We start from the raw sequence: 22664 nt of genomic DNA on the forward strand, positions 1-22664 counted from the left end.
CTGCGGAACGACCTAAGCAAGCAGCGCGGTCTTGCCCTTGGTGAGTCCGTCGATGCTGATGCGTCCGGCACCGAATGCGGCGAGCAGCAGCGCGCCGACGCCGAGAGCGACGACCAGCTCGTATCCGTTCTCCGTGGCGAAGACGCCGTTCTCGAAGTGGACGAAGACGGCAGCACCGAGCATGTTCAAGAACAACAACAGGCCGGCGATGGGAGTGAAGATACCCAGTACGAGCGCACCGCCGCCGACGAGTTCGACGAACGTGGCGAAGTAGGCGGACGCTGTGGGCAGCGGGATGTTCATCATCTCGAAGCTCGCGGCGGTGCCGTCGAGTCCGTAGGTGTTGAGCTTCTGCCAGCCGTGGGCGATGAAAACGGTACCCAGGCCGATTCGAGCTACGAGGGCAACGGCGTCGCGGACGACGGTGGAATTCATGACACATCCTTCTGACAGGGCTATACGGGCAGCCCAACCCTGACAGAAGCAAGTTGAAGCGTCAACTCAGCTGCCGCTCGCACCTTTGAGGGCAGATTCGAGGAACGAACGCGCCTGGTCGTCGTCCAGGCCGATGGAACGGACCGTCCTGACGAACTCCGTCGCCGCCCGAGCCGCGATGTCGCGTGACGGATCGCCGCCCGACGCGACGAACGAACCGGATCGGCCCCTCGTCTCGATGATCCCTTGTTGCTCGAGTTCGCGGTAGGTCTTCGCCACCGTGTTCGGCGCGATCTTGAGTTCCTCGGCCAGACCCCTGACCGTCGGAATCTTGGTACCGGCAATGAGATCGCCGGATCTCACCAGGCCCAGAATCTGCATTCGCAGTTGCTCGAACACCGGGGTGGTGTTCGACGAATCGATGTGTACGCGCACGGTCGATGCCCTATCCGAGCGCGTCGACTGCGTCGACGATCGACGTCGGACCGGACGTCAACATCAGCGTCTTGCCCACTGCTGCATCGGTTTCCAGCAACCGAGCGATCACGGCGGCCACGTCGGCGCGAGTGACCTCGCCCGAGTCCAGCGGCGGCTCGGTCAGGGACACCGAGTCGGTGGGATCGTCATCCGTCAGCTTGCCCGGTCGCAGAATTGTCCAGTCCAGACCGCTTCGAGCCGAAACATCCTCTTCCGCAGCGGTTTTGGCCTTGATGTAGGCCTTCCAACCGGCGTCCAAGTCCTCGGCGACCGGCTCTCCGGCACCGAACGAGCTGATCAGGACATAGCGGCGAACACCGGCTTTCTCGGCGGCATCGGCCAGCAGCACGGCACCTGCACGATCGACCGTGTCCTTTCGCTCGGGGCCACTGTTGGGCCCTGCACCTGCCGCGAACACGACCGCGTCGGCACCTGCCAGCACTGCGGCCACCTCCTCGACCGAAGCCGATTCGAGATCGATCACCTGCGGCAGCGCGCCCAGCGCGGTGACGGCATCGACGTGGTCGCTGTTACGAATCAGCGACACCGCACGATCTCCGTGCGCTGTGAGCACCTGAGTCAGATGTTGGGCGATCTGGCCGTGGCCACCTGCGATGACAATGCGCTTGTCGGTCATATCGACTACTCCGTTCCTGGCGTGAATCTGTCGGGGTGGCTACCCGCGTGGCAGGATTACAAACATGACCCGTTCGGCAACCGTCTACCACAATCCGCGGTGCAACACCTCTCGCACAGCACTGAAGATGATCGAGGAAGCCGGGGTGGTGCCGCGGGTGATCCGATACCTGGAGACGCCACCCACCGAGGACGAACTCCGCACGCTTCTCGCCGACGCCGGCCTCGAACCGCGTCAGGCCATTCGAACTCGCGAGAGCATCTACAAGGAACTGGGACTCGCAGGCGCGGACGCCGACACACTGATCGCGGCGATGGCCCAGCATCCGATTCTCATCGAGCGCCCGATCGTGGTGACCGACAAGGGCACTGTGCTCGCTCGCCCCGCCGACAAGGTGCAGACGGTCCTCTAGAGCGCTACAACCTCTCGCGCGACACCGGGCACGACATGCATCGGGGACCGCCTCGCCCCGAGCCCAGTTCCGATCCGGAGATCCGCAGCACCTCGATGCCCGACGCCTCGAGCCGTGCATTCGTTTCGACGTTGCGCTCGTAGGCCACGACGACTCCCGGCGCAATGGCCAGCGTGTTGTTTCCGTCGTCCCATTGTTCGCGCTCGGCGGTGACGTGGTCGAGTCCGGTATCGATCAACCGCAGCTTGCCGATGCCCATCGCATCGGCGGCCGCCTCGAGAAACGGGTCGGCCCCGCGAATACTGACGCCTGCGTCCTCGCGGTGAATAGTGAAGGCGGACAACGTGTCCTGAATCGCCGGATACATCACCACCGCGTCGGTGTCCACCATGGTGCACACCGTGTCCAGGTGCATCGACGCGCGCTCCTGCGCGATCGGCACCACCAGCACGCTGTGCGCCAGGTTGTCCTCGAACAGGCTGCGCGCCAACGCTTCTGCACCGGCGGGCGTGGTACGCTCCCCCACTCCTACGGCCACCACACCCGGGGCGAGCAGCAACACGTCCCCACCCTCGACCGGAGCCGTCCGCGACTCGTAGGCGCGCCGCACGCCCCGGAACATCGGATGGAATGCGTAGATCAGATCGGTCAGCGATGTCTCCCGTACTCGGGCAGGCAGAGCCAGCGAGGTGATCGCCACTCGATCGTCTATCCAGAACGACGAGTCACGGGTGAACAACAGGTTCGGCAGCGGATCGATGACGAAGTCCCCACCGTGATGCATTCGCCGAACCAGCGATGCCCCGATCGGTTGCGGCTCCCCCGTCTCCGCCTCGAGCAATTCGTCGAATGTCATGCCTGCCATCAGGATCTGCGCCAACTCGGCCGCGGGCACACCCCGCAGATGTTGGGCCAGGTCCTCGGCGAGCGACCGGCCGAGCCGTCGGGCATCGACGGCGGCGGAGATACCCTGCATTCGCGCTGCGCCGCTGACCGTCATGGCCTCGGTGAGGAGATCGCCGAGGAGCAGTACCGTAACCCCACGACCACGCAGGAGATCGGCGAACGCGTCGTGCTCGTCCTGTGCCCGATCGACCCACGGCAGACCGTCGAACAGCAGCTGGTCGTTGTTTCGCGGCGTGAGGCGTCGAAGCTCGTCTCCCGGCCGGTGCAGCATGACGGTGCGCAGCACCCCTACCTCGGAGTTGGCACCCAACGGGCCCGCAGCCGCATCGACACTCATGAACGAACGGTAAACCCATTCGTGTGCCACCGCTGGGATCAGGACCTGAAGTATTGTCGAGGTCGTGCCGATGCCCGAGTGGAACGTCCGCGAATTGACCCCCGGCCAGCTGTCCGAGCGCAGCGGAGTTGCGGTCTCGGCGCTGCACTTCTACGAGAAACAGGGACTGATCAGCAGCCGCCGAACCTCGGGTAACCAGCGCAGATTCCATCGCGAAACTCTGCGACGGGTCGCCTTCATCCGGATCTCGCAGAAGGTCGGGATCCCACTGGCGAACATCCGGCAGGCGTTGAGCGAACTACCGGACGAGCGGACGCCGACGCGCGAGGACTGGGCCAGGCTCTCGACGCAGTGGCATCGCGAACTCGACTCTCGGATAGAGCAATTGACTCGGCTTCGGGACAACTTGACCGGGTGCATCGGCTGCGGTTGTCTGTCGTTGGCCGGCTGTGCGCTGGCCAATCCGCACGACGAGCTGTCCTACTCGGGGCCGGGTGCGCGCACGTTGGACGTCGATTTCGACAAACCCTCGACTCGACGCGGCTCGAGCAGTTTGGAGAACTGATCGTTTGCCTTCTGCAGTACGAACTCGTAGGGCGGGGCGAACTTTCTCGCGACCCAGTATCCGAATCTGATGTCGTTGGAGGAGTAGACGAGGTACTTGCGCTTGGCTATTCCGGCGAGAATGGCATCGGCGACAACCGACGGTTCCACGGCACGCTTCTCGAAACGGTGTTGCAACTTCTGCACGCGCGGATCATCACGATCGACGCCGGCGATCTGCAGTGTCTGCACCAGTCCGGTCTTGACGCCACCGGGCACCACCAGGCTGACGCCGATTCCGTGACGCTTGAGGTCGTACTTGAGCACCTCGGACACTCCGCGCAGGCCGTACTTGCTGGCGCTGTAGGCAGCGTGCCACGGCAGGGGAATCAATCCGGCGGCCGACGAGACGTTGACCAGATGGCCACCGCGTCCGGCCTCGATCATCGGCGGCAGGAACTTCTCGATGATGTGAATCGGCCCCATCAGGTTGACGTCGACCATCGACTTCCAGTGCCGGTGCTCGAGATTCTCGACGGTTCCCCACGCCGAGATACCGGCGACGTTCATCACGACGTCCAGGCTGCCGAACTCGGCGTGAATGTCGTCCGCGAAAGCGGTGACGGCCTCGAAATCGGATACGTCGAAGGGCAACGAGTGACTGACGGTACCGCCCGCGCGACCGACCAGGTCCACCGTCTCGGCCAAACCGGTGCCGTTGATATCGGTGAGGAAGAGCTCGGCTCCCACTCCCGCAGCAGCGATGGCCGTTGCTCGGCCGATTCCGCTACCTGCTCCAGTGATCAACGTCTTCTTGCCGCGCAGATCGTATGTAGCCATCGAAGCTTGTATCCCCCAGCGGTTGCCACGTGTCAGTTCGATTTCGACCCTACGCGGTGACGACCGGGAGGGTCGTCACAATCTTTGCGACATCTCGTCTCGGTAGTCGGCGATGGTGCGCTCGATGCGCGCAGCATCGTCGTCGGCTCCATGTTTGCGTGCGTCGTCCGCGCGCTGCTGCAGGGTGCCGATCGCCTTCCGGAGCTCGTTGTCCGACATCCGCGGTTGCTGCACAGTGTGTTCCATGTCACACAGTGTGCCCGGCAAACTCGGGTGCGGCAAGCACACCGAGATCACGACATCCTCAGACGCTGACGGATCCCGACGTGATGTTCTCGCGCACGAAACTGGACAGACTCCGCGCCGCAAATTCACGGAAGTAAGCGAGTTTGTCGGTGGGCACCAGCGAGGGTAGGACCGTGTTCCAGACCCTCTCCATGCGTGAGGGGGCATCCTCGAGGCGCGACTGCGCCTCGGACACCATCAGGACTCCGGCGAGCATCTCGCACACCAGCAATGCTGCATTGCCCGCGTCCAGATGGTCTGCGACGTCACCGTGCTCGATGGCCCGCTCGAAGAGATGCTCGAAGATGTTTCCCCAGGTGCCGAACACACTGCCGCGGGCGGTGTCGGATCCGTCGATCTCCATCTGCAACCGGTACATGACGCGAACCAAGGGGTCCGATGCCGCCAGTTCGAGTACCGAATACGAGATTCCGATGACGGACTCGAGGGCCGGGCTGCGACTGTCGACCAAGCCGGCGCATGCAGTGGACACGCGCTCGTGACCCTCGTCGACGATCGCACGGGCCAGTTCTTCCTTGGACGCGAAATGGAAGTACAGCGCACCCTTGGTCACACCGGACTGCGCTGACACCTGACTCAGCGTGGCATTTGCGTGCCCCACCTCGAGAAAGAGATCTGCTGCAGCGCGCAGTGCGGCCGCTCGTGTGGCTTCTGCCCTGAGTTGTCTCACCATGTTGGAACACCCCTGCTCTGTCGACCTTGCCATGACATCGACGCTCTGTACGCGCTGGCCATCCGTCGGCCGATCGAGGTGAACATCGAATTCACTTCGCCATATCGGACTGTCAGCGCTCGCCTATAGTAACCGGTTCGGTGGCGACTTTGTGATTCGAAAGTGACAATTGCATGAAGAAGGGCTCGATTACAAAACGATTGAAATGAAAAGTTCCACTTCTCCAGTATTCGTAACGACTTCGACTTCCTCTTTGTAGGCGCGAAATATCGATCCGGACATAACGCACTCGTCGACCTGAGCCCACACGTCCTCGATCGGATCCGCCAGAGCGCCGCTGGGCACGAACACTGCGAACACGCCGGTCGGTACCGAGACGAACACATCCCCGACGGCGACGTCACCGGGCGAGTCCACCGAGACCGCGACCACCGCATTGACCGTGCCGTGCGGATCCGGGACGTACACCGTGCTCACCTGGGTTGCGTCGATATGCTTCTCGCGCACCCGGTCTCGCAGAAAACGCATCCATTCGCTGCCGCTCGATTCCGCGCCGGGCTCCACGCGCGGAGCCACCAACCCACTGAACAGCTCTGCGCTGCGTGCCGTGACGCGGAAGGTCATCACGAACCGCCGGGCGCTGTGATCGCCAGATAGAGGTCGACCTTGTACGCGTGCGGATAGCACTCGTAATCGCCGGTGAACGATCGCACGATATCGCCCTGCTCTTCGGCATGATCGATCTGAGTCCACAATCGGGTGAGAACCTCGGGGAAATAGCCCACCGCAGAAAAACGCGCATATTTCGCCGCGGGCACTTTCGCAACCAGATGTCCGCGCGCAACTTGACCGAGCGAAGTACACAGATAACCGACTACCTGCGTATTGTACGAGCCGATACCGGGGGCGAAGTCGGTGTAAATGGAAGCGAGCGGACCGGAGGTCTCCTGATTCAGAACCGCGGACCACGCTTGATCGAGTGCCGGGTCGTTGAGGCGTCCCAGCGCCCGTTTGGGGCTGCGAACGGGAAGACCCGCGACCCACGTTTCAGCGAGGTCGACGATCTCGAACGACATTCACACTCCGTAGAGAAGTTGCAGGGGCAGATCCTGTGTTCGGAACCGGCCCGTTCACAATATCGCCCGTCAATCTACCGGCGCGACTGGTGGGTGGACCGTCAATCGGTCAACCATACTTCGCACCCGTTTCGATCCCCGCAACAGCCGCCGCCGACGGTTCCTCCTCCCGAGATCACGAGGTGGCGTCGGAGCGCCTCCGACCGGCCTACCGCGTCGTACGTCCTACCGTGCACGTTCGATTTCAGCACAGAAAACTCGTCCCGTGCCTGCAGTTGTCGAATACCCGACACCCGAAAACCGGTACCGACCATCGATCCCGCGAACGACCCGTTTCCGTGACCCCGTATTCCCCGAGGGACGAACCGGAGAATTGTCGATGAATTTATTTTCCGCGCGCCGCGGCAGCATAACTCTCGTCGCGAATGCTTGACAGATCGCCTACAGGTGTAGCGCCGACTTCGGAATGCGAGACCGGGAGAATTCGAGATTCGCACGAGGACAGAATTCGTGTCAATGGCCAATGCGCCGTGTGCAGAATCAGGTCCGAAATGAGCAATCTGCGCAACCAACCATTGGCCAGCCCATGATGGGCCCACGTGCGATACGAGCTCTGGACGTAGTGCCGGTACTCGAGCGGTGGCGTCAGCAGCCGGCGTCCGGACACCATCACGCGCATCGGCTCGATCTGCGCGATCCGCAGACCTACCTTGTTCAGGCACAGCGACAGATCGATGTCCTCGTGCAGGTCGGTACGCAGGCTCGTACGACCGCGAACGGCTTCCCACGCAGATCGGCGGATCGCGAAATTGTTGCCCGATGCGGCAGAAACCCACTGCTCGGAAGGCCTGTTACGGACGGAACGGTCGACGAACGCCCGGTACGGTCGTGCCCACGGGGAGTCGTAGAGGTAGATCGGCCCGGTGACTGCGACGTAGTCGAGTCGGCGATCGAAGAAGTCGAGTACCGAGTCGACCCAGCCGGCCTCGACCCGGGTATCGGCGTCGATGCGGCCGATGATCGATCCGGAAGCGTGATCGAAACCGGTGTTGCGTGCATGTACGACGCCGCGCTCGGACTCCCGCAGCAGAACTACCTGCGGAAATCGCCGCGCGTATTCTGTGACGATGGCCGCGGTGTCGTCGGTCGAATTGTTGTCGACGACAATGATTTCGCGAATGCGTTCGCGCTGAACGAGCAATGCATCCAGGCATTCGCGCATATGAGCCGACTCGTCGAACGCAGGCACAACAATGGAAAGACTATTCACAACGCCAACCCCTGACACATTTTTGGCAATCGTGTAGCTCGATTTCCTCACACGGTGAACGCATTTGATTTCGAGCCGCTGACGTTGACGATGCTACATCATTACTTCAAGAAAAGAACCCGTCGAATTATTCGGACTTTATGGATCAGAATTCAGAATTCGGCGGAAGTATCAATCTTTGCATTGCCTCCCGATCGCGAAAATCGGCGTTGTCCCCGATCCATTGCTCCGCTGCGGGAAGGTCGTTCAACTCTCGGCGACGACGCGCCGGAGAGCCGACGTACACACCGTCCGGTTCACAATCTCGCGTCACCAGCGAGTTCGCCCCGATGATGCATCCGGCACCGATGTGTACGCCCGGCATCACGACGACGCCGGACCCGATCCACGCTCCCGGACCGATCACCACCGACTCTCCCCGCAATGCGCCTGCGCGGTGACCCGACGGCCCGGTCTCGTGAGTACTGGTGAGAATGCGAACGTGATCCGCGATGAAGACATGATCACCGATCACGATGTCGGCAACGGTGTCGAAGTAGCAGCCGAAGTTCACGAACACGCCGGTACCCAACCGAACCGATGCCTGTCCTTGAATCATCGAGCCGCCGTACATCAGGCACGGACCGGTTGTCCGCACCCCGGCGGGCCGCATGACCGATGCGCGCAGCACAGCAGGCAGGAACGGCACATTTGCCAACGAGACGAAGGTCGCCTGACGCATCTGAGCCAGGGCCCAGCGGACGTCCGACGGGCTACGCATCCAGTCGCGGACACGCGCGCTGGCCGTCACGCGGCGGCTCGCATCCGTTCGTCGGACTCGGCTCGATCGTCGACCGGCAATGCCCGGCACGGTACTGCTGCGAACAGTCGTGAGATCGGCCACCGCAGTGTGTGCATCAGCCAGTCCATGGCCACGATGCGACCGAGCTTGCGCGACGCGAGACCGTGCGCCTGGTACGAGCGGTAGCCCGCCAACGCATAGTGGACGTACTTCGCCGGCGATGTCGTCGCGCGCCGACCGGATACCGCGGCCTTCATCCACCCGTTCTGAGCAACAGGCAGACGCTCGGCGGCCAGGCACAGGCACAGGTCGATGTCTTCGTGCACGCAGGTTCGCTCACTGACCGCACCGCGAACCGCACGCCAGGCGGATGCGCGGATCGCGAAGTTGTTGCCCGATACCGCGAGGGCCGAGCGCACCGACGGCTCACGTCGTTCGGCGCGCGAGTGCATCCACGCCAGCGGTCGAGCCCAGGGAGATTCGTACAGAAACGTTCGGCCGCCGGTAGCAGCGACGGAGGAATGCTCGTCGAAGAAATCGACGATCGAGCGCGCCCACCCGGGTCGAACACGGGTATCGGCGTCGATTCGACCGATGATCGACGAGTCCACCAGGTCGAATCCGGTGTTGCGAGCATGGACCACGCCGCGATTGGGCTCGTGCACCAACACGACCTTGTTCGTCACCGCGCGAATGTTGTTCACCAGCTCGAGCGTGCCGTCGGTCGACCCGTTGTCCACGACGACGATGCTGTCGATAGCGTCGCCCTGATCGAGCAGCAGCGTCAAGCATTCGCCCAGATGGTCGACCTCATCGAGTACCGGAATTACCACACTGAGAGTGTTCATTTCGATCCCCTGACAAATTTCGACATTTCAATTCTGCACAGCAACGGCTTCGAACCTACGACATGTTCCGGTAATTGCCTAAAGATGTCCCCATTGCATATCCGCAGCTCACCGCCCTGAAAGATTCTGCAAGTCGGGTCGCGCCGCCCAAGCAATCGAATCGAAGGTTTCGCGCGGCAATTCTGCAATCGGGGTTTATCGAGTCGCATCTTCTGGAATCGAATCCCGAACCGACCACCTAGTTCGGTCGATACAAATGCATTCAGAATTCACTTCGCGGTCACACTCGTCTCGCCGTTGCCGGACAACGAAAAAACCGCCACTCGGGTGAGTGACGGTCTTCGTGTGGGTGGAGCTGAGGGGAATCGAACCCCTGACCTTCTCGATGCGAACGAGACGCGCTACCAACTGCGCCACAGCCCCTTTGCCGTCGTGCCGACCGGCTGGGTAACTCTAGCAAAGCCGTTTCCGGCGTTGCCTACGCGCCCTGGGCTCTGCGCATGTCCCGGTCCTCGTCACGACGAGCCTGGAACGGCTCCTCGTAGTGATCGAGATGCTCGAATTCGGGATCCTCGTCGTCGATCTCGAGTACCACCGCGCCGGGGCGACGCAGACGTTGCGGGACGAGCTCGAGCTCGTCGTCGGTTTCCGACTCCACGCCGAGACGGGATCGACCCATCCGGGTGAGCCGACGCCTGCGCACCTCTTCCTCGATCTGCACCTGACGACGCAGGTAGTACAGGTAACCGGCGAGGACGGCGACGGACAGTCCACACAGCCACCAGATCGTCGGGGAGACGATGAAGGCCAGGGCCGCGGTGGTGATCGCCGCGAACACGAGCCCGAGAACTGCGCGCTGCCGAAATGCGTAGCGCGCGGCCCGGGCAATCGCGTCGGCCTCGGGATCGAAGCCGCCGCGACCGCGTCGGCGAGGAACGAAATCGTCGTCGACGACACCGGGTTCGTGCGCGGGCGAACTTCCACGCGGTGCATCCGTGTCCGGTGCCTCGCGATCGAGGTCGCTGTCTGCTGCGTGAGTGTCCATCGGGTCCTCCGCGGTACCGGGTAGATCGGGTGAGTCTGGACGAACAGTCGCAATCGTGGGGCCGAAGATCTCGCGAGCCGGCGCGGAGACTCTCAGGTCGTCCTCCGGTCGCCAGTCGGGATCACTGCGGTGGCCGGTCGCGGGGCCGCGCTGCTTTCGCTTCGTGCCACCCCGATGCAGCACGCGTGTGGCGAGCGCAGCGTCCGTCGTCTGCATGATCTGCGGACGCTTGGTCATCAGCATGGGCAGAAGAACGAAGAGCCAGACGGCCACGAGACCGATCCAGATGATCGAGTTCGGCATCGGCGTTGTTCTCCTCCCTTTCGGCGACGGCGACAGTGAAAGACGTTCTCAGGCTATGCGGAAGACGAACGAGAACCATGCAGACGCGCCGACCCGAATTACACTCCTGTCACTTTGACAACACGAGTGCCCGTGCCGCAGCAGCGGAAATCAGGCCCACGCAGCCCGACCCGCGCGAACCAACCGATCGACGACGGTTCCCTGCACCTCACCCGAGGTGATCGCGACGAGCTTGTGATCGCGCCATTCACCGTCGACGTCCAGGTACTTGTAGAGCAGCCCTTCTTCGCGAAAACCGACGTTGCGCAGAACTGCCTGACTCGCAAGGTTCTCCGGTCGCACCGTCGCTTCGACGCGATGGAGTCCGACGGGACCGAAGCAGTGGTCGAGCCCGAGTGCCAGAGCCGCGGTCGCCACACCCTTGCCGTTGACCTCTTTGGACACCCAGTACCCGATCCACGCCGATCGGAGTGCTCCCCGCACGATGTTGCCGGTGGTGATCTGACCACAGAATTCGCCGTCGACCTCGATCACCAACGGCAGCATGTGTCCCTTGCGGGCCTCGGACTTGAGCCCCGAGCACAGGCTCGGCCACGAGGAGATGTGATGGCGTGAGTTCCAGCTGCCTTCCCCGCTGGGTTCCCACGGTTCGAGGTGGGCGCGATCCGCTGTGCGGATCCGACTCCAGGCGGCCGCGTCGCGCATCCGTACCGGCCGCACGGTGACGGTTCCGCCGGCCACTCTCACTGGACCCAATTTCGCCGGCCAACCTGGGTGGCTCGACCACGTTCGCGGCATCCGTCGATGTTATGCGCTACGCGCAGTGGCGTGGTCAAGCGCCCTCCGCGGCACTCGAACATGCCACTGGTGTCAGCCTCGTTGCGCGAGGAACGAGACCTTCACTTCTTCGCCGGTTCGGATTTCGGTGACCTCGGGATCGATGACGACCAGGCAGTTCGCCTCGGCGAGTGTCGCGAGCAGATGCGAGGACGATCCGGGTGCGCCGCCGAGCGCCTGAACCAGATATTCGCCTGTTCCCTCGTCGCGCATGAGCTGGCCGCGAAGGAATCCCTTGCGGTCCTCGATCGAGGTGATCGGCGCGACGGTTCGTGCGGTGACGGTCCGCCGCATCGGCTGCCGTCGGCCCAGAGCGATACGAATCAGCGGACGCACCATGACCTCGAACACCACGAGCGCGCTGACGGGGTTGGCCGGCAACAGAAAGGTGGGTACTTCGTCGCGTCCGAGTTGACCGAAGCCCTGGACGGATCCGGGGTGCATGGCAACTCGCTCCACTTCCATGTCACCGAGTTCGCCGAGCGCCTCACGCACACCGTCAGATGCGCCGCCGCCCACTGCTCCGGCAATGACCACGATCTCGGATCGAATGAGCTGACCCTCGACCACCTCGCGCAGTCGCTTGGGATCGGTGCTGACGATCCCGACGCGGTTGACGTCGGCTCCGGCGTCGCGCGCTGCGGCGGCCAGTGCATAGGAGTTGACGTCGTACACCTGACCGGGCCCCGGGGTCCGATCGGTGTCGACCAATTCGCCGCCCACGGAGATCACCGACAGCCGCGGCCGCGGATGCACCAGCACCTTGTCGCGCCCGACGGCTGCGAGCAGTCCGACCTGAGCTGCGCCGATGATCGTGCCTGCGCGAACCGCCACGTCACCGGGCTGCACGTCGTCGCCGATCTTTCGGACGTAGTCGCCCGAGCGCACCGGACGGAACACCTTGACGCGGGCGCGACCGCTGTCCGTTCGATCCAGCGGCAACACCGCGTCGGCCAGCGTGGGCAGCGGCGCGCCGGTGTCGACTCGCACTGCCTGACGCGGTTGCAGCCGGATGGGTTGACGCGACCCGGCGGACACCTCGCCGACGACGGGAAGCGTCAGATCGATGCGTTCGTCGTCCTCGTTGCGCAGGTCGGTGCCCGCGGCCGCCACATCGACGCTCCGTACCGCGTAGCCGTCGATCGCTGCCTGGTCGAAACCGGGAAGGGGACGCTCGGTGACCACTTCCTCTGCACACAGCAGGCCCTGTGCTTCCGAGATGGCGACCCGAACAGGCCGTGGAGCCACCGCCGCGGCGGTCACCCTGGTCTGCTGATCTTCGACCGAGCGCATCTGGCCCTTCCTCTATGGCATCGACCCGCGATGCTATTCGTACGTGGTCAGTTCCGGTGCCCAGCTGTCGCTCAAGCGTTCGTTCAGCCATTCGCGCAGCGCTGGGCCGTAGTCGTCACGTTGTAGAGCAAAGTCAACCGCAGCGCGCAGGTATCCCCCGGGATTTCCGAGGTCGTGTCTCGATCCGCGGTGCACCACCACGTGCACGGGATGGCCTTCTTCGATGAGCAACGCAATGGCGTCGGTGAGCTGAAGCTCACCGCCCGCACCGGGCTTGATCCGTCGCAGAGCGTCGAATATCGCGCGGTCGAGCAGGTAGCGGCCCGCCGCAGCCAGGTTGGACGGGGCGTCCTCCTGCTTGGGCTTTTCGACCATACCGGTGACCTTGAGGACGTTCGGGTTGACCGCGTCGGGCACGATCTCGACGGAGAAGACGCCGTAGGAGGAGACCTTGTCGTCGGGGACCTCGATGGCGCACAGCACCGAGCCACCGCGCTTGGCGCGCACGCGGGCCATGACGTCGAGCACACCGCGGGGCATCACCAGATCGTCGGGAAGCAGAACGGCAACGGAATCCTCGTCGTCGTCGAGGACTTCCTCGGCGCAGGCGACGGCATGCCCGAGTCCGAGCGGCTCGTGCTGAATGACCGACTGGACGTCGAGCAGACCGGGGGCAACCCGGACCTTCTCGAGCATCTCCAGCTTGCCGCTGGCTTCGAGCTTGTTCTCGAGGACGAGGTCCTCGACGAAGTGGGCGACGACGCCGTCCTTGCCCGGGGACGTGACGATCACGAGTCGCTGCGCGCCGGAATCTGCGGCTTCGCCTGCGACGAGCTCGATACCGGGAGTGTCGACCACCGGAAGCAGTTCTTTCGGAACGGTTTTCGTGGCCGGCAGGAACCGGGTACCCATGCCCGCTGCGGGAACGATGGCCGTGCGGAAGTGCACGGGCGTGGCGGCGGTCGTCGCTGTAACGGCTTCTGTCATGGTGCTCACCCTATCCATGGTTTCTGGTGATCTGCTCGCCGTGTGCTGCGTTTTACCCCCGAGTGCATATCGTTGAACGACGGCACAGGAAGGGAGGACGAATCGTTGTGAGCGTTCCCGAATTCACGGAGAACACGTCCAAGGATCGATGGCGAAAGCATGTTCTCGCCGAACGCCGACTGCTCGACGGTGCGCAACGCGCAATGGAATCCTCTGCACTCTGTCACGTCCTCGGCGAATTGGCGGCCGAACACCCGGTCGTGGCGGCATACGTTCCCGTCGGCCGGGAGCCCGGTTCCATCGAGATGCTCGACGCGATGGCCGCGGCCGGGTCGACCGTGCTGCTTCCGAGTGCCCACGAGCCCGGGCCGTTGCGCTGGGCTCGGTACGACGGACGCGAATCGTTGGTGACGGCCCCGTTCGGGTTGTTGGAACCATCGGGACCGACGCTCGATCCCGACGCGGTGTCGGCGTGCACTCTGGTGCTGATCCCGGCGCTGGCCGTGGACCGGAGCGGAACCAGGTTGGGCCGAGGCGCGGGCTTCTACGACCGCACCCTCGACCTGTGCAGACCCGACGCCGTGCTGGTCGCGGTGGTGCGTGAGAGCGAAGTGGTCGATCGTCTACCTGCCGAGCCGCACGACAGACGGGTGACGCACGTGCTCACCGCGGGCGGCGGGCTCGTACGCTTGGGTACGGAATAACGCTAGGATTCGATTCGTTGGCACTCCTGACTGTAGAGTGCTAATGCTCTCCCCAGTTTCGACAGTTTCGACGAACAGACAAGACACCGGCGGTGTTCGGCCTCGGCCAGCAGAGTGGCGAATTTCCTCGGTGACCAGCGCGGAGGAAACACGATGCCCACTTACTCATACGCATGCACCGAGTGCGACAACCGCTTCGACATCGTTCAGTCCTTCACCGACGACACACTGACGGTGTGCCCCGCGTGCTCGGGCAAGCTTCGCAAGCTGTTCAACTCCGTCGGCATCGTCTTCAAGGGCAGTGGCTTCTACCGCACCGACAGCCGGGGTGGCTCGGGTACCGCCAGCGAAGGCGCGAGCGAGAAGAAGTCCGACGCTGCGGCCGCGAAATCGGACAGCAAGACCGACTCGAAGCCCGCCGAGAAGAAATCCTCGGATTCGTCGTCGTCGAGCAGCACCTCGTCGTCGTCCACCACTAAAGCTGCTGCCAGCCAGTAGCTTTCAGCTTCATCCACAGGCCGGGCCGTTATCCACAGCCCGGCCTTTTCGGTGCCCGAACCGGCACGGCCACCGATAGCGTTTTCGCCATGGCTGCCGGCAAGAATCGACTCGACTCGACGCTGCTCGATCGCATCACCCTGCGTCCGGCGTGGGTCGAATCCACCACATTCAGACGGATCGCCGCCGGTGTGCTGGTCGCGGTCGCACTGGTGCTGTTCCTCGACGACGCTGCCGGCGACGACCGAGTCCGGGTGATCACCGCCGGACGCGACCTGACACCGGGCACCGTGCTGACGCCGGCCGACGTCGTGGCAGCCGAGTGGGACCGGACGAACGTCCCCGAGGGCGCACTCACCGAATCCGAAGCCGTCGAGGGCCAGACACTCACCGGACCCGTTCGAGCGGGCGAATTGCTCACCGACGTACGGCTACTCGGATCTCGGACCGCCACGACGGCTCTGGGGACCGAGGCACGCGTCGTACCGGTGCATCTCGCCGACGCCGCGGTGACCGACCTGCTGCGGGAAGGCGACCGCGTCGACGTGTTGACGGTCGAGTCCCAGGAGGACCCGAACGCGGTGCCCGCAGCGCGGGTGCTGGCGTCGGGAGCGATGGTCGTGCTCGTGTCCGCCGACGCCGGTGGCAATCGGCAGCGCGACCGCGTCGTACTACTGGCTCTACCGACGAACGACGCGACGACAGTGGCAGCCGCCTCGTTGGTCAGCGCGCTCACGGTCACGCTGCACTAACGTTTCTCGAGACAGAACAAACCGAACGTTGGGAGAAGGGCTCATGCTGAAGGGCTTCAAGGACTTTCTACTGCGCGGCAATGTCGTGGACCTCGCAGTTGCCGTGGTCGTCGGCGCGGCATTCACGGCGATCGTCACCGCATTCACGACGAACGTCATCAATCCCCTCGTCGCTGCCCTCGGTGGCAGCAACGAATATGGATTCGGGTTTCAGATCACGTCGTCGCCGGAATCGTTCGTCAACGTCGGCGCAGTCATCACCGCGATCATCAATTTCGTCATCATCGCGGCGGTCGTCTACTTCGTACTCATTCTCCCGGTGAACACCGCGAAGAAGCGCTTCGTGAGCCAGCCGGAGAAGGAACTGAGCGACGTCGACGTGCTGGTACAGATTCGCGACATCCTCGCAGGGGGAACCGCGGCCGGACAGAAGCTTTCGACCGCAGCCGACACCACGGGCGGTAGCGGCGAGGCAATGGACGCAGCCCCGGATCTCGGTAAGCATTCCAAGGACTGACACCGGCCGGCCTTCGACGAATGAATGCGCCATTCACACTGTCTGACAGCGTGAATGGCGCATTCATTCGTTACGGGGTGCCGAATTTCGGCTCTGGCATCAGCCGATGCTGAACGGCTGTCCCCACAGGGTGGTGGACGCCGTGACGGCATCGTTCTCGATGGTGACCTTCACGTACGAACGGGCCTCTGCGTAACCGGCACATCCAGCGACGCTCAGGGTCTCGTCGGCGTAGGTGTAGCCGCCGCCGTTGCCGTCGAACGAGAAGTCGTTCGATACCTCGGTCGCGACAGTGACGCCGTCGATCTCGGCGGACTTCTCGTCGGCCACGAGCTTGACGTCGTTGAACTGGCCGGGGGCGAGATTCAGCTCGACGCCTGCACCGATGTCGTAGGTGTTCGGCTGAGTCCTCTCGATGGTGAGGTCGAGCGTTCCGGGCTCGAGGCCGATCGTATTTCCTTGACCGAAGGACGCGTTTCCGTCGGTGCCGATCGCGGCGCTGAAATCCACCTGGCAGCCGACCAGGAAGCCCGGCTCGATGGATCCGCCACTGGCATTGGACGTCTCGACGGTGTAGTTACCGGTGACCCACACGTTGCGCTGGGTGGGCGTCGCACCCATCGACGGCGAGATCAGCGCGCTCTGGCCGAATCCCTTGACGGTGACGGTGGTTCCGTCGATCAGCGTCTTGCTGATCTCGTTGTCCTGCAGTGGAACGAAGGTGTCGGCGTTGGCCGCTCCGGCGGACAGGAACCCGATGGCGACGGCGCCGACGGCTCCGGCTGCAGCGATCTGGAATCCACGCCGCATGGTGGTGGTGTTCTGCATAGCTACCCCTTTTGGGAAAGTGAAACGCGCTCTAGGCGAGGGTGAGTGAAGTGGTGGGATGTTCAGCCGAGGCTGAACGGCTGGCCGTAGAGCGTGCCCTTGTAGCGGTAGTTGCCGGTGAGTTCGAGTGTGGTGTACGAGCGAGCCTGCGCGTAGCCGCCGCAGTTCTCGACGGAGATCCCGACGTCCTGGTACTGAATTGCGGTGAACGGGCCCTTGACGTCCTTGCTGCCGAGCTCGACCTGCGCCACTTCCTTGTCCTTGATGGGGACGTTGACTCCGACGCCGCCCTCGAACTTGTTGGTGGTCTCGCCTTCTCCGCCGATCTTGAACGGGATGGGGAACAGCGTGATGATGTTGGTGTTGCCGCCTTCGATGCCGAAGCCCGCGTTCATGTCCAGGCTCAGATCGTCCATGTCGAGCTGGCAACCGACGAGGTAGCCGGTCTTCAGGGTTCCGGTCACGCCCTCGGGAACGTCGGCGGTAGCGGTGCCGGTGACCCAGCCGTTTCGGTTGAGAGGATTGTTCGCGATCGCGGGCGAGATGACAGCCGATTCGTCGACGTGCGAGATCTTGTACGGCCCCGCAACCTTCTCACCGTTCGGCAATGGAACGAACGTATCGGCGTTGGCTGCGCCGACCGAGAGCATTCCGATGGCAACGGCCGACGCCGCGCTCACTGCTGCGATTCGACTTACCTTGCGCAGCACGGAGTGACGAATATTGTTCATGATTCCCCTCATATGACCGGCCGATGCCCCGTCCGACGGCCGGACCGATCGGGAGACATCTTTTCTCGCAGAAGAATACTGTACAAATCGGCACGAAGCATCCACAACGGACGCAATACCGATGCATGTTTCGGCAGCTCACAGATACATTCCCTGCTTGCGCTACCCAAACAGCGCCTGTGCTCGCAACCTGGCGTCCGTATTCGGAGCGATCGCTCGAATTGTGCTGACACAAAGCAAGGAAAAAGACACCCGAAATGCACAATGCATGCAACAAAACGAATCGAGTATCGACGTCGGCATAATCCGACGATCTTTTCCACACGCCATTCATTCGACCGACACGACGATGCCCTGCAATCCGTGGATTGCAGGGCATCGTCGACTATTTTCCTCGAACTAGAACTTCAACAGCGGAAACTCGTCGAGCGTGACGGCGGTGCCATCCGCTTCACACGCCGAGGCAACGGCATTCGAATTGTCGACGAATTTCTGGCCGGATTCACTGTCCGGCTCGGACAGCTCGAGCGAATCGCTGGGCAGATCGGCCACCAGGGTCGTCAGAGCATTCTTGACCTCGCCTGTCGCCTGCTCCGACTGAGTGGTGAATTCACTCAGCGACGCGGCCTTGTCCGCGGTCCACTTCTCGACACCGGCTTGATCGGTGGGAACGGCTTCGACTGTGGCGACAAAGGCATTGTGCGACGTCGCAAAGGCCGTGCAGGTATCGGCATTCTCCCCCGATGCTGCATCCGAGGATTCGCTACTGCAGCCGGCCAGAAGTAGAAATGCCGCGCAGGCTGCGGCGGAGAGAGCTTTCGTTTTCATTGTCGGTCCCCCGGACCCCTTCTCGCAGGCAGTACCGAAGCACTGTCCTGCGGTGTCGATTCGTTCGGTTCTGCTGGTACACAGCAATCAGGCCCGCCCGGGATACCCGGGCGGGCCCAATCGATTTCGGCTAGGTCAGCCGAAGGTGCTGCTGTTGATCAACCGATCGAGATCAGTTGAAGGTCCACGGGGTGCCGTACGTGACAGCAACATCACCGGTGGAGCTGGTGACGGAGACGTACGGACGGACGCGGACGTTACCGAGGATGCCGGTAGCGGTGCCGTGAGCGTTGGCGATCTGGATGGTGCCGGAGGGGCCTTCGGCGTCACCTTCGGTGCCCTGGACGTTGCCCGAGGCAGCGGTCGCGTCGACGATGCCGGGTCCGGGAGCGATCTCGGCCTCGAAGCCGACCGACGGGAGCAGGTCGCTGGTGGAGCCGGAGATGCTTGCGCCACCCTCGTTGTCGACCTCAGCGCCGAGGCTGAAGTTCGGGGTGGTGTAGCCGAAGGTGATCGATCCACCGAGGCTCATCGGGTAGCCGACCTGGTAGCCGATGGCGACGGTGCCCTCGAAGTCGTCGGCGTCGGGACCGGTGACGGTCCAGCCTGCGACACCGTTGGCGAACCACTCACGGGTGAGCGGGTTGCCGTCGAGCGGCGAGACGCTGTTGATGAAGGTATCGGACAGCGAGACGGTGATGACGTTGCCGTTGGCATCGACGACCGTGTTGGTGCTGTCCACTGCAGCGGACGCGGTTCCGGTACCGAGTACCAGACCGACGACCGACGCGCCGGCGACAACCGCAGCGCTCATGGACTTGAGTCCCCGGCTACGCCGCGACTTCTGGATCTCCGTCATTTATTCCTCATCATGTTCAGTCCCAGCACGCTGTCGCACAGGGAAGCTTGTGGCTTTCACCCTCGAACTGGATCGCCTGCATCAGTGCAGACGGGCCCGAGCCGGATGCGACCGTTTCGGCCTCATCCTGTTGTTCAGTTCCGAGATGAAGGGCGCGGTACCGGTTGGTCCCACGCCCTCCCTTGGAAGCTGAGGGGAACATTAGAGGAGATGCCGGATCGTGACAATCCCTACGTTTGCGACCGGAATGTTGCCGCGGCGTGATGTGTTTCCGCCGCGTGAACAAGTTTCACATCGATGTTAGCGATAACCCGCGTCACAGCATCTCCCGCGAGGGTCGAACCGTTACAGATGCCGCACACGCGTACACCGCCCTTGATGTGGGACAACTCCGCGCCGGGCATGCCCCGATCGACCGGTTCGCCCGTTCTGCACGACGCTCGACTCGGCCCCTTTCCGGCGTCGCGGGTGGGTCTACTGCCGAGTAGCTCGCTAACGGCAGGTAAACGAGTAACTAATAGACCTGTCATTCCGGCCCGGTAAATGTGTCGTGGATCACATCAGAAGTAATGAGGTGGTCGCTGTTGCTTCAACCATTCGTCCGAGGACGGGCCGCTTGATTCGGTGCCTGCACCGTCTCCTCGCTCGTCTCCGGTCGTCTCCGGCAGAACCTCGCCGAAGATGCGAGCGAGCCGGGCCCGTTCTGCTCGGGCCCGGCTCGCATCGTCTTCGGCCGATCGATCGTCGTTCGGCGTCTTGCTCATCGGTATCGCTATGCGTCCAATCCGGACAGCTCCGCGATGACCTGACTCGCCAGTGGCGTCAGCGTCGCCATCCCGTCGCGAATCGCAGCCCGCGACGAGGCCAGATTCACCACCAGGGTGCTTCCGGACACCCCGACCAGCCCACGGGACAGACCTGCGTCCAGCGAACCGGCCGCGAGTCCCGACGATCGCAGAGCCTCGCTGATACCCGGAATCTCGCGGTCGAGCACCTCCGCGGTGACGTCCGGGGTGACGTCGCGCGGCGAGACGCCGGTGCCACCGATGGAGACCACCAGATCGACACCGCCGATCACCGCAGTGTTGAGTGCGTTCCGCACGTCCACTTCGTCCGCCGTCACGGCGACGACGCCATCGACGAGAAAACCTGCCTCGGTCAGCAGTTCCGTGACGAGCGGGCCCTTCGAGTCCTTCTCGGTACTGTGCGCTGTTCGGTCGTCCACGATGACGACCAACGCGCGCCCTGCCAGTGGTGCGTCGAGTTCCATACCGCTCACCGTAGTAGTAAGGCCTCCACCCGGCTCACGCTGTGCATAAATCGTTGCAACCGTCCCGTGCCTGCCCGCTTCCCGCAACATCAGCGACCGCCCGGGAACGACGGGACCTGGAACGGCAGTTGCTGTTCCTGCTGTTGCGTCTGAGTCTGCTGCTGGGCCGCAGCAGGCTCGGCGGTACCGAGCGTCACAGTCGCCGTCTTCTCGCTGCCGCCGTCGGTGTAGGTGACGGTGACGGAATCACCCGGAGCGTGCGAGCGCACTGCTGCGATCAACGCGTCGCCGCTCGAGACGATGCGGTCGTCGAGCTTGGTGATCACCGCGCCCTTGGGGATGCCTGCCGATGCCGCCGGGCCTCCCTCGGTGACCTCGACGACGGTTGCGCCGTTGGCGTCGTCCTGCGACGGCACCTGCACCCCGATCATGGCCTGGGTGGCCTTGCCGGTGGTCGTCAGCTCGTCGGCGATGCGTTTCGCCTGATCCACCGGGATGGCGAACCCGAGCCCGATCGATCCGCTCTGGGCTCCGGATCCCTCGCTGCCGCCGAGGGTGGCGATCGCGGTGTTGATTCCGATCAGCTGTCCGTCGGTGTTGACGAGCGCACCTCCGGAGTTGCCCGGGTTGATCGCAGCGTCGGTCTGGATGGCGTCGATCACCGAGTTCTGATTGCCGGACTCACCCGACGTGGAGACCGGCCGGTTGAGCGAGGACACGATGCCGGTGGTGACGGTGCCCGCCAGGCCGAGCGGGGAGCCGATCGCGACAACCTGCTGACCCACTTCGAGGTTCGACGACGATCCGAGTTCGATCGGCGTGAGGTTCGTCTTGCCCTCGGCCTTGATGACGGCCATGTCCGAGACCGAGTCGGCACCGACGATCGTCGCGTCGGCGACCGAGCCGTCGGCGAATGCGACGGTGAGTTTGCCGTTGGCACCCGCGCCCGTCGCGACGTGATTGTTGGTGAGGATCAAGCCGTCGCTGCTGAGAATGACGCCCGAGCCCTCACCTTCCTCCTGCAAACCCTTCACCTGAATCTGCACGACGCTCGGCAGCACCTTGTTCGCCACCGCCTGAACCGAGCCGTCGGGGAAGTTGGCGGCAGGCTGAGCAGCGGTGACCGTGGAGTTCAACGAGTTGGTGACTCCCCCACCGTTGCCGTTGGCGTTGTTGGTGGCGATGGCACCGACTGCGCCGCCGATTCCGCCACCGACCAGAACGAGTGCGATGGCACCGGCCACCAGCGCCGAACGACCCGGGCGGGTCTTGACCGCACCCGGAGCAGAGTTCGATTGCGGCGCAACGTGTTGCGGCTGGGCGTGGGTGTGCTGGGCGGTCTGCGGGTCGCCCTGCTGACCGTACGACCCGTAGCCGGGCTGATACGGCCCCTGCCCGTAGCCGGCGTACTGCTGCGGGTACCCCTGCTGCGGCGGCTGCGCCCCTGCGTTGTGGGGTGGAGTCTGCTGGGACGGGAACTGCTGCGTCGGGTGCTGGTGAGTGGAATCCTGCTGAGGCGGATGCTGCTGGGCCGAGTAGTTCTGTTCGTCGCCGCGCGAAGCCCGGTCCGACGGATGCTGCTCGCCGCCGGCACCCTGTCCGGTCTGTTCGGATTCGTTACGGTCGTCGCTCATCGTTGCTGCTTCCTTCAGTAGAGACCTCGTCGTAGAG

Annotated in this window: 29 protein-coding genes and 1 tRNA gene; 6 read left to right on the plus strand and 24 right to left on the minus strand. The window is 63.6% G+C overall.

Annotation, left to right across the window (positions count from 1 at the left end):
• Positions 1–12: 12 nt before the first annotated feature.
• From ABZ677_RS08425 to ABZ677_RS08435, 3 genes are all read right to left on the minus strand, one after another.
• On the minus strand, positions 13–435 hold the full coding sequence (locus tag ABZ677_RS08425) for a DoxX family protein (protein ID WP_358368306.1): 423 nt from the start codon (positions 433–435) through the stop codon (positions 13–15).
• A gap of 66 nt (positions 436–501) precedes the next feature.
• A complete protein-coding gene (locus tag ABZ677_RS08430; RefSeq protein WP_037191990.1) occupies positions 502–870 on the minus strand; it encodes a GntR family transcriptional regulator in 369 nt (122 codons plus the stop codon).
• 10 nt (positions 871–880) lie between these two features.
• Positions 881–1549, minus strand: a complete 669-nt coding sequence (locus tag ABZ677_RS08435; protein ID WP_094739735.1) for an SDR family oxidoreductase — start codon at positions 1547–1549, stop codon at positions 881–883.
• Between the two features lie 64 nt (positions 1550–1613).
• Between ABZ677_RS08435 and arsC the strand changes: the two genes are divergently transcribed.
• Positions 1614–1961 carry an arsenate reductase (glutaredoxin) gene (gene arsC, locus ABZ677_RS08440; RefSeq protein ID WP_037191985.1) on the plus strand — a complete coding sequence of 116 codons (348 nt, stop codon included), beginning with the start codon at positions 1614–1616 and terminating at the stop codon, positions 1959–1961.
• A 4-nt stretch (positions 1962–1965) separates the two neighbouring features.
• Here the strand turns inward: arsC and ABZ677_RS08445 are convergent, their stop codons facing one another.
• The gene (locus ABZ677_RS08445; RefSeq protein ID WP_358368310.1) at positions 1966–3204 is read right to left on the minus strand and encodes an arginine deiminase; all 1239 of its coding nucleotides are present in this window, start codon (positions 3202–3204) and stop codon (positions 1966–1968) included.
• A gap of 64 nt (positions 3205–3268) precedes the next feature.
• Here ABZ677_RS08445 and soxR point away from each other — a divergent pair, with 64 nt between their 5' ends.
• Positions 3269–3769 (plus strand): redox-sensitive transcriptional activator SoxR, encoded by a 501-nt coding sequence (soxR, locus tag ABZ677_RS08450; protein ID WP_358368313.1) that lies wholly within the window; start codon positions 3269–3271, stop codon positions 3767–3769.
• Here soxR and ABZ677_RS08455 read toward each other — a convergent pair.
• From ABZ677_RS08455 to ABZ677_RS08515, 13 genes are all read right to left on the minus strand, one after another.
• Positions 3685–4587, minus strand: a complete 903-nt coding sequence (locus ABZ677_RS08455) for an SDR family oxidoreductase (protein ID WP_358368315.1) — start codon at positions 4585–4587, stop codon at positions 3685–3687. The two genes, soxR and ABZ677_RS08455, sit on opposite strands and share 85 nt — an antisense overlap.
• Positions 4588–4662: 75 nt before the next feature.
• Positions 4663–4833 carry a hypothetical protein gene (locus ABZ677_RS08460; protein ID WP_170945719.1) on the minus strand — a complete coding sequence of 57 codons (171 nt, stop codon included), beginning with the start codon at positions 4831–4833 and terminating at the stop codon, positions 4663–4665.
• 58 nt (positions 4834–4891) lie between these two features.
• The gene (locus ABZ677_RS08465) at positions 4892–5599 is read right to left on the minus strand and encodes a ScbR family autoregulator-binding transcription factor (protein WP_358368318.1); all 708 of its coding nucleotides are present in this window, start codon (positions 5597–5599) and stop codon (positions 4892–4894) included.
• 156 nt (positions 5600–5755) lie between these two features.
• Positions 5756–6190, minus strand: a complete 435-nt coding sequence (locus ABZ677_RS08470; RefSeq protein ID WP_358368321.1) for an effector binding domain-containing protein — start codon at positions 6188–6190, stop codon at positions 5756–5758.
• Positions 6190–6642, minus strand: coding sequence for a GyrI-like domain-containing protein (locus ABZ677_RS08475; protein ID WP_358368324.1), 453 nt, complete (start codon positions 6640–6642; stop codon positions 6190–6192). Before ABZ677_RS08475 ends, ABZ677_RS08470 begins: the two co-directional genes overlap by 1 nt.
• A 385-nt stretch (positions 6643–7027) precedes the next feature.
• Positions 7028–7891 (minus strand): glycosyltransferase family A protein, encoded by an 864-nt coding sequence (locus tag ABZ677_RS08480; RefSeq protein WP_358368327.1) that lies wholly within the window; start codon positions 7889–7891, stop codon positions 7028–7030.
• Between the two features lie 166 nt (positions 7892–8057).
• Positions 8058–8702, minus strand: a complete 645-nt coding sequence (locus tag ABZ677_RS08485; protein ID WP_358368330.1) for an acetyltransferase — start codon at positions 8700–8702, stop codon at positions 8058–8060.
• Positions 8699–9541: a glycosyltransferase family 2 protein gene (locus ABZ677_RS08490; RefSeq protein ID WP_052047768.1), complete on the minus strand. Its 843-nt coding sequence runs from the start codon at positions 9539–9541 to the stop codon at positions 8699–8701. Before ABZ677_RS08490 ends, ABZ677_RS08485 begins: the two co-directional genes overlap by 4 nt.
• A gap of 350 nt (positions 9542–9891) precedes the next feature.
• Positions 9892–9964: transfer RNA gene (locus ABZ677_RS08495), tRNA-Ala, on the minus strand.
• Between the two features lie 55 nt (positions 9965–10019).
• Positions 10020–10889, minus strand: coding sequence for a gephyrin-like molybdotransferase receptor GlpR (gene glpR, locus ABZ677_RS08500; protein ID WP_037191973.1), 870 nt, complete (start codon positions 10887–10889; stop codon positions 10020–10022).
• Positions 10890–11039: 150 nt separating this feature from the next.
• Positions 11040–11687: a GNAT family protein gene (locus ABZ677_RS08505; RefSeq protein WP_037191969.1), complete on the minus strand. Its 648-nt coding sequence runs from the start codon at positions 11685–11687 to the stop codon at positions 11040–11042.
• Between the two features lie 72 nt (positions 11688–11759).
• On the minus strand, positions 11760–13019 hold the full coding sequence (gene glp / locus ABZ677_RS08510; RefSeq protein WP_032395737.1) for a gephyrin-like molybdotransferase Glp: 1260 nt from the start codon (positions 13017–13019) through the stop codon (positions 11760–11762).
• 33 nt (positions 13020–13052) lie between these two features.
• Positions 13053–14006: a UTP--glucose-1-phosphate uridylyltransferase gene (locus ABZ677_RS08515; protein ID WP_037192236.1), complete on the minus strand. Its 954-nt coding sequence runs from the start codon at positions 14004–14006 to the stop codon at positions 13053–13055.
• A gap of 107 nt (positions 14007–14113) precedes the next feature.
• Here ABZ677_RS08515 and ABZ677_RS08520 point away from each other — a divergent pair, with 107 nt between their 5' ends.
• The 4 genes from ABZ677_RS08520 to mscL all read left to right on the plus strand — a co-directional run bounded on the left by ABZ677_RS08520 (position 14114) and on the right by mscL (position 16477).
• Positions 14114–14710 carry a 5-formyltetrahydrofolate cyclo-ligase gene (locus tag ABZ677_RS08520; protein ID WP_037191967.1) on the plus strand — a complete coding sequence of 199 codons (597 nt, stop codon included), beginning with the start codon at positions 14114–14116 and terminating at the stop codon, positions 14708–14710.
• A 153-nt stretch (positions 14711–14863) separates the two neighbouring features.
• Positions 14864–15208 carry an FmdB family zinc ribbon protein gene (locus ABZ677_RS08525; RefSeq protein WP_037192233.1) on the plus strand — a complete coding sequence of 115 codons (345 nt, stop codon included), beginning with the start codon at positions 14864–14866 and terminating at the stop codon, positions 15206–15208.
• Between the two features lie 89 nt (positions 15209–15297).
• Entirely contained in the window at positions 15298–15960 is a 663-nt protein-coding gene (locus ABZ677_RS08530; protein WP_358368336.1) for an SAF domain-containing protein, read from the plus strand.
• Positions 15961–16003: 43 nt separating this feature from the next.
• The gene (mscL, locus tag ABZ677_RS08535) at positions 16004–16477 is read left to right on the plus strand and encodes a large conductance mechanosensitive channel protein MscL (protein WP_037191966.1); all 474 of its coding nucleotides are present in this window, start codon (positions 16004–16006) and stop codon (positions 16475–16477) included.
• Between the two features lie 99 nt (positions 16478–16576).
• On the opposite strand, the gene ABZ677_RS08540 is transcribed toward mscL, so the two are convergent.
• From ABZ677_RS08540 to ABZ677_RS08570, 7 genes are all read right to left on the minus strand, one after another.
• Positions 16577–17305: an MspA family porin gene (locus ABZ677_RS08540; RefSeq protein WP_358368339.1), complete on the minus strand. Its 729-nt coding sequence runs from the start codon at positions 17303–17305 to the stop codon at positions 16577–16579.
• Positions 17306–17367: 62 nt separating this feature from the next.
• Entirely contained in the window at positions 17368–18036 is a 669-nt protein-coding gene (locus ABZ677_RS08545; RefSeq protein WP_037192231.1) for an MspA family porin, read from the minus strand.
• Positions 18037–18435: 399 nt separating this feature from the next.
• Positions 18436–18864, minus strand: a complete 429-nt coding sequence (locus tag ABZ677_RS08550; RefSeq protein ID WP_037192229.1) for a hypothetical protein — start codon at positions 18862–18864, stop codon at positions 18436–18438.
• Positions 18865–19036: 172 nt separating this feature from the next.
• Positions 19037–19723 carry an MspA family porin gene (locus ABZ677_RS08555; protein WP_358368343.1) on the minus strand — a complete coding sequence of 229 codons (687 nt, stop codon included), beginning with the start codon at positions 19721–19723 and terminating at the stop codon, positions 19037–19039.
• A 560-nt stretch (positions 19724–20283) separates the two neighbouring features.
• A complete protein-coding gene (locus tag ABZ677_RS08560; protein ID WP_358368346.1) occupies positions 20284–20487 on the minus strand; it encodes a hypothetical protein in 204 nt (67 codons plus the stop codon).
• Between the two features lie 8 nt (positions 20488–20495).
• Positions 20496–20993 carry a MogA/MoaB family molybdenum cofactor biosynthesis protein gene (locus ABZ677_RS08565; RefSeq protein WP_037191958.1) on the minus strand — a complete coding sequence of 166 codons (498 nt, stop codon included), beginning with the start codon at positions 20991–20993 and terminating at the stop codon, positions 20496–20498.
• 89 nt (positions 20994–21082) lie between these two features.
• Positions 21083–22627: a trypsin-like peptidase domain-containing protein gene (locus tag ABZ677_RS08570; protein WP_358368349.1), complete on the minus strand. Its 1545-nt coding sequence runs from the start codon at positions 22625–22627 to the stop codon at positions 21083–21085.
• Positions 22628–22664 lie beyond the last annotated feature (37 nt).

The organism is Rhodococcus sp. NPDC006774 (assembly GCF_040636045.1).
GTDB lineage: Bacteria > Actinomycetota > Actinomycetes > Mycobacteriales > Mycobacteriaceae > Rhodococcoides.